The sequence below is a fragment of the Peribacillus aracenensis genome, assembly GCF_025175645.1.
In the GTDB taxonomy this organism is placed as follows: domain Bacteria; phylum Bacillota; class Bacilli; order Bacillales; family DSM-1321; genus Peribacillus; species Peribacillus aracenensis.
The window spans coordinates 337,029-350,065 of sequence record NZ_JANZMJ010000001.1; the positions used below are offsets into that span (position 1 = coordinate 337,029).

Annotated in this window: 14 protein-coding genes; all 14 read left to right on the plus strand. The window is 41.5% G+C overall.

Annotated elements, in window-relative coordinates; all coding sequences use genetic code 11:
* The first annotated feature begins 1 nt into the window (after position 1).
* The 14 genes from spoVE to N0M92_RS01765 all read left to right on the plus strand — a co-directional run bounded on the left by spoVE (position 2) and on the right by N0M92_RS01765 (position 13,033).
* Positions 2-1,108, plus strand: a complete 1,107-nt coding sequence (spoVE, locus tag N0M92_RS01700) for a stage V sporulation protein E (protein ID WP_370662527.1) — start codon at positions 2-4, stop codon at positions 1,106-1,108.
* A 353-nt stretch (positions 1,109-1,461) separates the two neighbouring features.
* Positions 1,462-2,370, plus strand: coding sequence for a UDP-N-acetylmuramate dehydrogenase (gene murB / locus N0M92_RS01705; protein ID WP_260284197.1), 909 nt, complete (start codon positions 1,462-1,464; stop codon positions 2,368-2,370).
* Between the two features lie 130 nt (positions 2,371-2,500).
* A complete protein-coding gene (locus N0M92_RS01710) occupies positions 2,501-3,283 on the plus strand; it encodes a cell division protein FtsQ/DivIB (RefSeq protein WP_260284198.1) in 783 nt (260 codons plus the stop codon).
* The gene (locus N0M92_RS01715; protein WP_260284199.1) at positions 3,270-3,962 is read left to right on the plus strand and encodes a DUF881 domain-containing protein; all 693 of its coding nucleotides are present in this window, start codon (positions 3,270-3,272) and stop codon (positions 3,960-3,962) included. The genes N0M92_RS01710 and N0M92_RS01715 overlap by 14 nt, the downstream gene beginning before the upstream one ends.
* Before the next feature lie 42 nt (positions 3,963-4,004).
* Positions 4,005-4,715 carry a DUF881 domain-containing protein gene (locus N0M92_RS01720; protein WP_260284200.1) on the plus strand — a complete coding sequence of 237 codons (711 nt, stop codon included), beginning with the start codon at positions 4,005-4,007 and terminating at the stop codon, positions 4,713-4,715.
* Positions 4,715-5,080: a small basic family protein gene (locus tag N0M92_RS01725; protein WP_098371078.1), complete on the plus strand. Its 366-nt coding sequence runs from the start codon at positions 4,715-4,717 to the stop codon at positions 5,078-5,080. Before N0M92_RS01720 ends, N0M92_RS01725 begins: the two co-directional genes overlap by 1 nt.
* A gap of 264 nt (positions 5,081-5,344) precedes the next feature.
* Positions 5,345-6,643: a cell division protein FtsA gene (gene ftsA, locus N0M92_RS01730; RefSeq protein WP_214750823.1), complete on the plus strand. Its 1,299-nt coding sequence runs from the start codon at positions 5,345-5,347 to the stop codon at positions 6,641-6,643.
* 44 nt (positions 6,644-6,687) lie between these two features.
* On the plus strand, positions 6,688-7,845 hold the full coding sequence (ftsZ, locus tag N0M92_RS01735; RefSeq protein WP_098371076.1) for a cell division protein FtsZ: 1,158 nt from the start codon (positions 6,688-6,690) through the stop codon (positions 7,843-7,845).
* A 499-nt stretch (positions 7,846-8,344) separates the two neighbouring features.
* On the plus strand, positions 8,345-9,271 hold the full coding sequence (spoIIGA, locus tag N0M92_RS01740) for a sigma-E processing peptidase SpoIIGA (RefSeq protein ID WP_260284202.1): 927 nt from the start codon (positions 8,345-8,347) through the stop codon (positions 9,269-9,271).
* A gap of 58 nt (positions 9,272-9,329) precedes the next feature.
* Positions 9,330-10,049 carry an RNA polymerase sporulation sigma factor SigE gene (sigE, locus tag N0M92_RS01745; RefSeq protein ID WP_034313874.1) on the plus strand — a complete coding sequence of 240 codons (720 nt, stop codon included), beginning with the start codon at positions 9,330-9,332 and terminating at the stop codon, positions 10,047-10,049.
* Between the two features lie 150 nt (positions 10,050-10,199).
* Complete coding sequence (sigG, locus tag N0M92_RS01750) at positions 10,200-10,979, plus strand: RNA polymerase sporulation sigma factor SigG (protein ID WP_034313871.1); 780 nt, start codon at positions 10,200-10,202, stop codon at positions 10,977-10,979.
* A 227-nt stretch (positions 10,980-11,206) separates the two neighbouring features.
* The gene (locus N0M92_RS01755) at positions 11,207-11,476 is read left to right on the plus strand and encodes a YlmC/YmxH family sporulation protein (protein WP_076366653.1); all 270 of its coding nucleotides are present in this window, start codon (positions 11,207-11,209) and stop codon (positions 11,474-11,476) included.
* A gap of 55 nt (positions 11,477-11,531) precedes the next feature.
* Positions 11,532-12,359, plus strand: a complete 828-nt coding sequence (gene pgeF, locus N0M92_RS01760; protein ID WP_260284203.1) for a peptidoglycan editing factor PgeF — start codon at positions 11,532-11,534, stop codon at positions 12,357-12,359.
* 2 nt (positions 12,360-12,361) lie between these two features.
* Positions 12,362-13,033: a YggS family pyridoxal phosphate-dependent enzyme gene (locus N0M92_RS01765; protein ID WP_260284204.1), complete on the plus strand. Its 672-nt coding sequence runs from the start codon at positions 12,362-12,364 to the stop codon at positions 13,031-13,033.
* Positions 13,034-13,037: the final 4 nt, after the last annotated feature.

The following is a 13,037-nucleotide window of genomic DNA, read 5'->3' on the forward strand; positions in this document are numbered from 1 at the left end:
GATGTCCGTGCCATTAAAAAAATCGAATCCTGATCTCATTCTCATTATCGTCACCTTAAGTCTTTTGACTGTTGGATTAATCATGGTTTACAGCGCGAGTGCCATTTGGGCAACATATAAATTTGATGATTCGTTTTATTTTGCTAAAAGGCAGTTGCTATTTGCCTGCGTTGGTGTCATAGCCATGTTTTTCATCATGAATGTGGATTACTGGACGTGGCGGACATGGGCCAAAATCCTTATCATCATTTGTTTCATTATGTTACTGGCTGTGCTTGTACCAGGTATAGGAATGGCGAGAAATGGTTCGAGGAGCTGGATTGGTGTAGGTGCCTTTTCGGTGCAGCCCTCTGAGTTCATGAAGCTGGCGATGATCGCTTTTTTAGCTAAGTTTTTATCAGAACGGCAAAAGTTGATCACCTCCTTTAAAAAAGGGATGCTTCCATCCTTGGGTTTAGTGTTTTTGGCATTTGGATTGATCATGTTACAGCCGGACCTTGGAACGGGAACGGTGATGGTTGGAACGTGCATCGTTATGATTTTTATATCCGGGGCAAAAATCAGTCATTTTGTCGGCTTGGGGCTAATCGGGGTAGCAGGTTTTGTCGGTCTGATTTTATCAGCGCCTTACCGGATAAAAAGGATCACGTCTTTTCTGGATCCTTGGGAAGACCCTTTGGGCAGTGGATTTCAAATGATTCAATCATTTTATGCAATCGGACCCGGGGGATTGTTCGGATTGGGACTCGGGCAAAGCCGCCAAAAGTTTTTCTACTTACCAGAACCGCAGACTGATTTCATCTTTGCCATACTTTCCGAGGAACTTGGCTTCATCGGGGGTTCTCTGGTCATTTTATTATTTGCGCTCATGCTTTGGCGGGGCATTCGGATCGCACTTGGTGCCCCTGATTTATATGGGAGCCTTGTAGCGGTGGGGATCATTGCAATGGTCGCCATTCAAGTGATGATCAATATAGGTGTGGTAACGGGTTTGATGCCAGTTACGGGTATCACCTTGCCCCTCTTAAGTTATGGCGGTTCATCATTGACGCTCATGTTGATGGCGATTGGGGTGCTCCTGAATATTAGCCGTTATTCAAGGTTCTGAAAATAAGTGAAATATAGGGTTTGGCTAAAGGGAAGTTCTGTTAAACGCAGGGCTTCCTTTTTTACGTTGAAAACCTTTGCAGGAAAATGATTTTGGATTGTGCTTTGCCGAAATTTAGAAATAAATGAAATGCCGCTTAAATATTACCATGTATGAATGTTGAGGAATCCACAATAAATATTGGCAATACGTCTTTGTTTAGACTATAGTATAAGAGGGTTAGGCCGTACTGGGGCTTGCTTCTGCTCATTTTCTGCTAAAAAGGCGTAATTAATCTTGTCATATAAGTGACCTCATGGAAGAGGAAATGAAAATTATAACTCGGAATTTTTGGAACAACAAGGAGGTTTATCATGGATAATGTGATAAAGCAATTAACTGAAATGAAAATCGGCAAAGTTCTTGAACAGGAACCGCTTGCAAATCATACAACTATGAAAATTGGGGGGCCGGCTGATTTATTCATCGTGCCGTCATCCATTGAAAATATAGAAAAAACAATGAAGGTCATCAAAGAAAATGAGATTCCATGGACGGTGATCGGCAGGGGCTCGAACCTACTTGTCAGTGATGGCGGAATTGAAGGTGCCGTGCTTAAATTGGGTAAAGGACTTGATCATCTCGAGATAAATGGGCCGGAGATAAAAGCAGGAGCTGGAGTATCACTTGTCAGCCTGTCCGTACAAATCAGTAAAAAAGGATATGCAGGATTGGAATTTGCCAGTGGGATTCCCGGTTCAGTCGGCGGAGCAGTCTATATGAACGCTGGTGCACACGGTTCCGATATGAGTGAAATTCTCAAGGAGGCACATGTTCTATTTGATGATGGAACCCTAGCTTGGCTTTCAAAAGAAGAAATGGAGTTTTCTTATCGAACTTCCCTGCTTCAGAAGAAAAGACCTGGTATCGTACTGGAAGCAATTTTTCAATTGACAGAGGGTGATAGAACCGAAATCGTTGAAAGAATGCAGAATAACAAGAATTATCGTAAAGATACCCAGCCGTATAATCTTCCATGTGCCGGGAGCATATTTAGAAACCCACTTCCACACCATGCTGGTAAATTGGTCGAAAATGCAGGCCTGAAGGGACATTCTATTGGCGGAGCTCAGATTTCACCAATGCATGGGAACTTTATCGTTAACACAGGTAATGGAAGCGCAGCGGATGTTCAAGCGCTGATACAGCATGTGAAGGATACTGTGTTTGATAAATTTGAAGTTGAAATGGAAACAGAAGTGGAAATTATCGGCAGAAAATAATAGATTCATTATATCCAAATATTGTGATATAATGTGTTACCTTTTAAAGTTTGTTAATAACCAAATATAGAGTTTGTCTTGATTTCGCACTGTCAAGAACCATCCATTTTTTCAGGAAGAGGTGAAGGGGATGGAAAAGGGGAAAATCGTTTCCATTGAGGACCGCATCCCGAAATTAAAACAATTAAGAAAAAGCAAAGCAAACAGGCGGCTTGTTCTTTTGCTTTCCCTTTTCTTCATTCTGGTTGCTTGTGTGCTATATTTCTTATCTCCGTTAAGCTATGTGAAATCCGTGCAGGTGGAGGGAAATCGTTATATTACTTCCAAACAGATCATTAAACTGAGTAAGGTGAAGAAGGATCGAAGCATCTGGAAGGTTGATACAGGGGAAGCTGCAGCCAATATCAAAAAAAATAAAGAAATAAAAAGCGTTAAGGTGACTCCGATATTTCCTAATTCCATAAAAATTACGGTTTCGGAACATAATAGGATGGCATATCTGTCCAATAATGGGAAGATTGCACCCATTTTGGAGAACGGGTCCGTTTTAGAGGAGCTGGCAACAGGCGAAATTCCAGTATTTGCCCCTGTTTTAATTGGTTTCAAAGAGGGTAAAGCATTAAAGTTACTTTTAGAAGAGCTGGACAAGCTTCCTGTCGAGATTCAGAATGCCATTTCAGAAATTCATTACGCTCCAACCAAAACTGATGTCTACCATATCGTCATGTATATGAACGATGGGTTTGAAGTAAGTGCGACAAGCCGGACTTTATACGAGAAAATGATTCACTATCCATCAATTGTCAGCCAGTTGGATCCGAATGTAAAGGGAGTCATCGATCTGGAAGTGGGTTCTTATTTTAAGGCATATGAAGACGCTGAACAAAAGGAAGACACTAATGAGGAAAATTAATGGCAAACGAGTGATTTTACCCCTGGTTTGCGTGGTTCTCGGATTCATGATTGCCTTCTCTTACAATCTGACCAAAGAAGGTAAGGGTGCAGGGGAGGACAAAGCCTGGGATCAGGAATATGAACTCAGGCAACAGCTGATCGAACAAGAGAAGCAGAACCGGGAACTTCAGAAGGAACTCCTTCAGAAGCAAGAAAATGTATCCCAAATAGAAAAAGACCTAGCGCAGGAAAAGCAGCTTTTTTTCAATTTGGCAAAGGATACGGAAAAATACCGTATGTTTCTCGGGAAAGTGAAAGTAAAAGGCTCAGGCCTGCAGGTGACTCTTGAAGATGGTACGGATATGGATTCAAAAGCCAATGTTAATAATTACCTCGTCCATGAACAGCATGTCTTCAAGGTCGTCAATGAACTATACATATCAGGTGCAGAGGCTGTTGCGATTAACGGTCAAAGGTTAAATCATGATTCATACATAATCTGTAATGGGCCTGTGATTACAATCGATGGTCATCAACATCCTGCTCCCTTCATCATTTCTGCGATTGGGGACCCGGATGTCCTGCGTGCTTCACTGGACTTACCCGGTGGCATCAAGGAACAGCTGGTTAATGAGAATATTATCTTTACAGTGGAAAAGCAAAAGAATATCATTTTTGATCCAATTATTGGAGGGTGATCAGACCGCCGGATTCGATGAAAGATTGGTGAGAAACTGGAAATGAAAAAAAAGCTTTCTTTTAGTTTGGTTACGTTGATTGCTGGCTTCATGCTCGCTATTCAATTCAATTTGGTGAATCAGCCTGTCGTTTCCGATACAAGGGATATGTGGGAGCTGAAAAGTGATTTATTGAAAGAACAGCAGACCCAGGCGGATTTAATAGAGGGTATCAGAAAGCTTGAGGGAAAAATAGCATCCTATGAAACAAAGAAAAATGAGAGTAAAGAAGAAGTATTGCGTGACACCCTGACCGAATTAAAGACAGACGCAGGTTTGACCGAAATTAAAGGTAATGGCGTCATCGTATCTATACAGCCCATCAAAGCAGATATCCTACTTGGTGAGAAGGTCGATTATATTTCACCTGTTTTGATCATACGGCTCATTAATGAAATGTATAGGTATGGCGCTGACGAAATTTCCATTTCAGGACAAAGGTATATATCAACATCGGTTATTCGTGATATTAATGGGCAGCCGAAAATGGACGGTTATCCTCTTGTTCATTACCCGGTCGAAATAAAGGCGATAACCGATAATCCAAAGAAACTGAAGCAACGCATTGAAGGTTCCGAACTTATGGATGATTTCTTTATAGATAATTTTGAAGTGCAGATCGATGTACCTTCCGGTGAGTTGACTTTGCCGGCTTACCAAAATGCTATTAATGTGGAACATATGGAACCCATTATGGATGGGGGGGAATCGTAATGTGGCTTCCGGTTTTTGGGTTATTAATTGGAATCACCCTTGGCTTTTTGGTGGATTTTGATATTCCCCATGAATATTCAAATTATCTTTCCATTGCCGTACTTGCTGCTTTTGATACCTTATTTGGGGGCATACGGGCTCATTTGCAAAATCTTTATGATGAAGTTGTATTTGTAACAGGATTCTTCTTTAATATTGTTTTAGCCGCAGGTTTGGCTTTTCTAGGTGTACATCTTGGTGTAGACTTATATTTAGCCGCAATCTTTGTGTTCGGTGTAAGGCTCTTTCAAAATATCGCCCTGATTAGAAGGATCCTAATTGAAAAATGGTCCATTTCCCGGAAAAAGCAGAAAAAAAATCTATAATTTTAAAGGGAATTAAGTTATAAATGACGAATAGTTTATGGCAGTATCTAGTTTATTAAGTGTATCAGTCTCGTTGAGAAACGAACAATAAGCACCATAAAGTGGGAAATCTACGAGTTTTGTTCGTGAAATATAAAATGAACCGAATATCCATGAAATTCGCGAGTTGTTGTAATCAGTTCTGTTATTCTATAATGTATAAGACTTCGATATAAAAATGTTATTCTACTAATACATGTATAAAACTGAAGGAGGTGCCATGGAATGAACAGCAACGAAATATACGTAAGTCTTGACATCGGTACATCCAGTGTAAAAGTTATCATTGGGGAAATGGTCAATGACACATTAAATATAATCGGCGTAGGAAATGTTAAATCAGAAGGGCTCAAAAAGGGTTCGATCGTCGGTATAGATGAAACCGTCCAATCCATTCAAAAGGCTATAGAGCAAGCAGAACGGATGATAGGGATGGAGATAAAGAAGGTAATCGTCGGCATAAGCGGAAATCACGTGACGCTTCAGCCGTGTCATGGGGTAGTAGCGGTATCCAGTGACAATAAAGAGATTACCGAGCATGACGTTTTCCGTGTTAGGGAAGCAGCGGAGTTAATAACGATACCATCCGACAGGGAAATCATCGACGTGGTGCCGATTCACTACAAAGTTGATGAACTTGATGAAATCAGTGATCCAAGGGGCATGATAGGTGTCCGGTTGGAAATGAGGGGGATTTTAATCACAGGTCTTCGGACAATTTTACATAACACACTGCGCTGTGTGGAAAGGGCAGGGTTGGAAATAACCGATATTGCCCTTCAGCCGTTAGCCGCAGGTTCCCTTGTTTTATCCAAGGATGAAAAAGAACTTGGTGTGGCACTTGTCGATATTGGCGGTGGTTCCACGACTCTCGCAATTTTCGAACAAGGCTATTTACAATATACGTCTGTGATACCTATAGGCGGGGAAACACTTACGAAGGACCTTTCCATCGTTCTGAGGACAACGATGGAGGAAGCTGAGAAAATAAAAGTAAAGCATGGACATGCCTTTTATGATGACGCGTCTGAAGATGAAGTATTCCAAATACCGATCATCGGCAGCGATCAGCAGCAGACCTGCAACCAGTTAATGCTTTCGGATATCATTGAAGCGCGGGTGACCGAAATATTCGAGTTGATTCAAGATGATTTGAAGAGACTTGGCTTCCAGGATATACCTGGTGGTTTCGTGTTGACCGGGGGCGTCGTCAAGATGCCGGGAGTTCTGGAGCTAGCTCAATATGTGTTCCAAAACCGAGTAAGGACAGCTGAACCGAATTACATCGGTGTCAGGGAACCCCAATACACGACAGCTGTTGGTTTGATTAAACACGCATGCAAGAAAGAGAGAATGCAAAAAAACACCGCTAATAAAACTCCTGTAGCAGCTGGACAAGCTCAAGAAGATAACGACCAGCGCAGCCAGAAGGTTTCTCAGAAAAACAAAGAGAACACGGCTAAAAAACAAGGTGAAAAAGGTGAATCTAAATTCAAAAAAATCCTGGGTTACTTTTTTGAATAACAATCATTAAGAATCGGGAATTTCGTCAAAATAGGAGGATTGTCATGTTGGAGTTTGATTCTAATCTAGAACAATTAGCAACGATAAAAGTAATAGGTGTTGGCGGCGGCGGAAACAATGCAGTAAACAGAATGATCGAGCATGGTGTACAGGGTGTTGAGTTTATTTCTGTCAATACTGACGCACAGGCTCTTAATCTATCTAAAGCAGAAATCAAAATGCAAATCGGTGGGAAACTTACTCGTGGTTTGGGAGCAGGTGCCAATCCCGAAGTAGGAAAAAAAGCTGCCGAAGAAAGCAAAGAGCAGATTGAAGAAGCGCTTAAAGGTGCCGATATGGTTTTCGTAACGGCTGGAATGGGCGGCGGTACGGGAACAGGGGCTGCTCCTGTCATAGCGGGCATCGCTAAAGATCTAGGGGCTCTTACAGTGGGTGTAGTTACACGTCCGTTTACTTTCGAAGGCCGAAAACGTGCAACACAGGCACAAGGCGGGATTTCATCCATGAAGGAGTCGGTTGATACACTGATCGTCATTCCGAACGACCGCCTCCTTGAAATCGTCGATAAAAGCACGCCGATGCTTGAAGCATTCCGTGAAGCCGATAATGTACTTCGCCAAGGTGTACAAGGGATTTCAGATTTAATTGCTGTTCCAGGTCTTATTAACTTGGACTTTGCCGATGTGAAGACAATCATGTCCAACAAAGGTTCCGCACTTATGGGAATCGGGATTTCCTCAGGGGAAAACCGTGCGGCGGAAGCGGCGAAAAAAGCCATTTCCAGTCCGTTGCTTGAAACATCGATTGATGGTGCCCAAGGCGTACTGATGAATATTACAGGTGGCACGAACCTAAGTCTTTTTGAAGTCCAGGAAGCGGCCGATATCGTGGCTACTGCATCCGATCAAGACGTAAACATGATTTTTGGTTCGGTTATCAATGAAAACCTTAAAGATGAAATCGTCGTTACGGTAATTGCAACAGGTTTTAACGAGGTTGAAGCTTCAATACGGCCTACTGGACGTCCAACACTCGGACAACAGCAGCAATCAAGACCTCAGACACAACAAACGCCACAGCCAAACGTGAAGCGTGAAGTGAAGAGAGAAGAAGTCAATGAACAGCCTGCACGTAATGCCAATCAAGGTGATGAGGCCTTGGATATTCCAACCTTCCTCCGTAACCGTAATAGACGCCGTTAATACCGACGTCATATGCCGTTCCCATTTGGGGACGGTTTTTTGTCGTTAATAATGTGAACTCTTAAAAGCAATTGGTGTCAATTGACCTTATAATAATGGGGCGTTTCACTCGGACCGGACCGAAGTGATGAATGAAATCTGCATTATTGGATCCATGATACTTTCTGGATATCCTGTGAGCTGGAAGATGGAATTGTACAGGGTGGAATGCCTTGGCAGAAGGGAGTCCACATCATTTGTTCACTTTTATTCATTAATGTAAAAAGATGAAGAGCAATAAATTATTAAACTTTTATAACATAAATCGACAGAAGTAAAAGGGAGCAGGATAGTCTCTAAGACGGTATTGAAAATATCAATGGCTGTTTTTCTACAAAAAGGGTAAAAATGACTGAAAAACTCTTAAGTTTTCAGTACAAAAAGTGACACACTTTCTAAGGGCAGGTACGCTATACTTTTTGCTAGTGGAAGGTTTGTTAATAAAGGGAGGGGAGGGTGTTTGACTTTATATTTAGATGTGATCTGGTTGTTGAATTGGTTATTTGACTGCCTCCTTTTATATTGGACCGCAATCATTCTTAAACGAAGGGTAGCTCTTTGGCGGGTATGCATCGGCGGATTGATTGGTTCCTTCATTATCGTATTGGCATTCACTCCTTTTTATGCAATTGCCGACCGAGTGTACATGAAGATTTTAGTATCCCTTGTCATGGTGCTGGCAACCTTTGGGTTTAATAGGTTGAAGCTTTTCATGAAATCGGTGGCCACTTTATATTTCGTGACGTTTTTATCGGGAGGTATCCTTCTGGGACTTCACTACTTATTTGAATTCCAAATCGTGTCCAAGGACCCTGGTCAATATGCAGGAATCAACCGTTTTGGCGACCCTGTCAGCTGGATATTCGTAATGATCGGGTTCCCGCTCGCATGGCAATTTTCCAAGCGAACACTAGAAGGGATGGAGATGACCAAGCTTACTCATGAGCAAATGGTTTCGGTCTCGGTTAAAATCTCTGACTTTGAAGGAAAATTTCATGGATTGGTGGATAGCGGCAATCAACTATATGATCCGATTACACGCTCCCCGGTCATGATCATCTCTCTTTCAGGAGGGGAAGCAGGAATTCCGGACGATATGCTAGAGCTCTTTAAAAATCCTGATAACCTGATAAGTCAGGAAACGCAGCCAGAATATTCATGGACAGGAAGAATGCGTGTCATCCCTTATAAAGTCGTGGGCCATGAACATCAGCTGTTAACCGCAATCAAACCGGATTACATTAAAATCATTAAAGGAGAAAAAGAATTTCATGTCAAGCAGGGTCTCGTTTCGTTTACCTTTCAGCAACTCTCTCCCGACAATAGCTATCAATCTATCGTTCACCCGAAAATGTTAACCGGGATACCGGTGCAAAATGCCTCCTGAACCATCAATTCACTCTTTAATTTGACCCATAATCCGTTTATTAGAAGGGAGAATTATTTTGAAGAAATTCATTCTTCGGCTCACTTATTTTTGGTACAAACTATTGTTCAAGCTCGGATTGAAAACGGACGAAATATTTTATATAGGAGGGAGTGAGGCACTGCCCCCGCCCCTTTCGAAGGAAGAAGAGGCAATACTGATCAATAAATTACCCAATGGCGATGAAGCTGCACGTTCGATCTTGATTGAACGTAATTTAAGGCTGGTGGTTTATATTGCCAGGAAATTCGAAAATACTGGCATCAATATTGAGGATTTAATCAGCATTGGAACCATAGGTTTGATCAAAGCTGTGAATACATTCAATCCTGAGAAGAAAATAAAACTCGCTACATATGCTTCGAGATGCATCGAGAATGAAATATTAATGTATTTACGCAGAAATAACAAAATCCGTTCTGAAGTTTCTTTTGATGAACCCCTGAATATTGATTGGGATGGAAATGAACTTCTGTTATCCGATGTACTTGGAACGGACGATGACATTATCACGAAAGACCTTGAGGCAAATGTTGACCGTAAGCTGCTGACAAAAGCACTTACACAGTTATCCGAACGTGAAAAACAGATAATGGAACTCCGTTTTGGGCTTGCAGGCGGAGAAGAAAAAACCCAAAAGGATGTTGCCGACATGCTGGGGATTTCCCAATCTTACATTTCACGTTTGGAAAAAAGGATTATTAAGAGGCTTCGTAAAGAATTTAATAAAATGGTGTAAAAAAATAAAGTGCTTAAATGTCAATCAAATCAATACTTTGATACCTATATTGAAAAATAATGGGGATTTTCTGTTCTAGCCATGTGCATATTTTTTCCTCCCGCGGAAATACTGTTTTTTGTACAGCGCTCCTGTGAGGAGGGAATAATTTTGTCTCGTAATAAGGTTGAAATCTGCGGTGTGGATACATCAAAATTACCGGTTTTAAAGAATGAAGAAATGAGAAAACTCTTTAAAGAACTGCAAGATGGCGATATTTCAGCAAGAGAGAAACTGGTAAACGGGAATCTTCGACTCGTTCTAAGCGTCATTCAACGCTTCAACAATCGGGGAGAGTATGTAGATGATCTATTTCAGGTAGGCTGTATAGGGTTGATGAAGTCGATAGATAACTTTGACCTAGGTCAAAATGTTAAGTTTTCAACGTATGCTGTTCCGATGATTATTGGAGAAATCAGAAGATATCTTCGTGACAATAATCCGATTCGGGTATCCCGTTCTTTAAGAGACATCGCTTACAAAGCTTTGCAGGTAAAAGAAAAGCTCATAAGCCAGACCCTTCGTGAGCCGACAGCTGAAGAAATCGCCAAGGTGTTGGAAGTGCCTCATGAAGAAATTGTTTTTGCACTAGATGCTATACAAGATCCAGTTTCACTTTTTGAACCGATTTATAATGATGGCGGGGATCCGATTTATGTACTCGACCAACTGAGTGATGAAAAAAATAAAGATAGTACCTGGATTGATGAAATAGCTATAAATGAAGGCATGAGACGGTTGAATGACCGGGAAAAAATGATCCTTCGCAAACGGTTTTTCCAAGGGAAGACGCAAATGGAGGTAGCCGAGGAAATCGGCATTTCACAAGCACAGGTCTCCCGATTGGAAAAAGCGGCAATCAAACAAATGAATAAAAATATCCAACAGTAGAAGCTGAGCATGAGAAAAGTTAGCTGAAGCGGGTAGGGCAAAAATGTCAATACCCGCTTAACGCTACTTATCCATAGCGGCTTTTTTATTTTGTTGAAAATCTCTTCCGGAAGGGATCATGATCGAATGGACGTTTATTTATCGTATTCTTCATCCTTGAGCGCATCATGTCATATACATAGGAATAGGACCTTCATCTATGATGAAATTTTGAGGAGCTGAGTGATGTGACCAGGATTTCCGAATTTCAAATTAAGGATATCGTCAATATAGCGGATGGCAAGAAATTAGGTAATATGTCAGATCTTGAAATCAATACGGCCACGGGGAAAATAGAGGCCATCATCGTTTCTAATGGAACTAGATTGATGGGTTTTTTTGGCAGGGAACAGGATATTGTGATCCCATGGCGTAAAATAAAAAAAATCGGTGCAGATGTCATCCTTGTTGAGCATCAGACTGTTTTTCAAGCAGAAGTGAAAGATGAACGGTTTTAAAGGTGCGTGGTCCAAATATATGATACACTAGACTAAAAATAAAGAGGTTTATAGCATGAAAGAGCCATTTGTTTTAATCAAAGATCAATATATGCTCATTGACAGCTGGAGACAAAAAAATCTCCAGCTCGTAGCGGGCTTCACCACAAAAAATGGGGGAGTCAGTACAGGTGATTTTCAATCATTGAATACCGGTTTTCATGTCGGTGATAAACTTGAAGATGTCCAGGGAAACCGCAGGATTATAGCTGATAAGCTGACGTTTCCGCTTAATGAATGGATAGGTGCCGAGCAGACACATGAAACGAAAATCCATCAAGTTACCAGCCGCGATGGCGGGAGAGGTGCTACGGATTATGATTCAGCCTTTAAAGCGACTGACGGATTCTATACGAAGGACCAAAACGCTCTATTGACCCTTTGCTATGCAGACTGCGTGCCCTTATACTTTCTTGCTCCGGCACATGGTATGATTGGGGTGGCACATGCCGGCTGGAAGGGTACGGTTAATGGAATTGCACGAAAAATGGTTGAGGCATGGCTGAGTGAGGGTATAAAAGCTAGTGAGATATTTGCTGTTATTGGACCGTCGATTTGTTCGAAGTGCTATGTAGTTGATGATTATGTCATGGATTTAGTGCAGAATATGCTGGTAGATATTGACGAAAAGCCCTATAATTTAATCAGTGAAGGACAATATCAGTTAGACCTTAAGCAACTTAATGCATTGATTCTTCAAAAATCAGGAATTCCAAAAAGTCAGATCGACGTTACATCATACTGTACCAGCTGTGATCATGAATTGTTTTTTTCACATCGCCGTGATAACGGGAAGACAGGCAGGTTGATGAGTTTTATCGGTTGGAAGGAGGATTTAGAGTAACAGTGAAAGTAGTGGACAATTTAAAAAACATCGAAGAAAAGATAAATAGAGCATGTGAGAATAGCGGAAGGGACCGTGAAGCGATAAAGTTGATCGCGGTGACGAAATATGTTTCGGTCGAGAGAGCGAATGAAGCATTGGAAGCGGGAATACTTGATTTAGGTGAAAACCGTGACGAAGGGCTTTTGACTAAATATGAAGTGCTGAAGGACAAGCCAAACTGGCATTATATCGGTTCCATGCAAACACGCAAAGTAAAGAATGTCATCGATAAAATTTCGTATATCCATTCATTGGATCGCATTTCTTTGGCAGAAGAAATTCAAAAACGTGCAGATGAGCCGATAAACTGTTTAGTGCAGGTGAATGTTTCTGGTGAGGAATCAAAACATGGCCTGGGTCCTGAGGAGACGATGGATTTCATCAAAGGATTATCCAAGTTTGATAAGGTGAATGTTGCAGGATTGATGACAATGGCTCCACTGACCGATGATGAACAGGTTTTGCGGGAATGCTTCCGAAAACTGAAAGGCATCCAGGTTGAAATACAAAATTTAGAGTTGAAGCATGCCCCCTGTACTGAATTGTCCATGGGGATGTCCAATGACTTCATGATTGCCATTGAAGAAGGCGCTACAATGATCAGGATTGGTACAGCACTTGTAGGCGAATAATTTT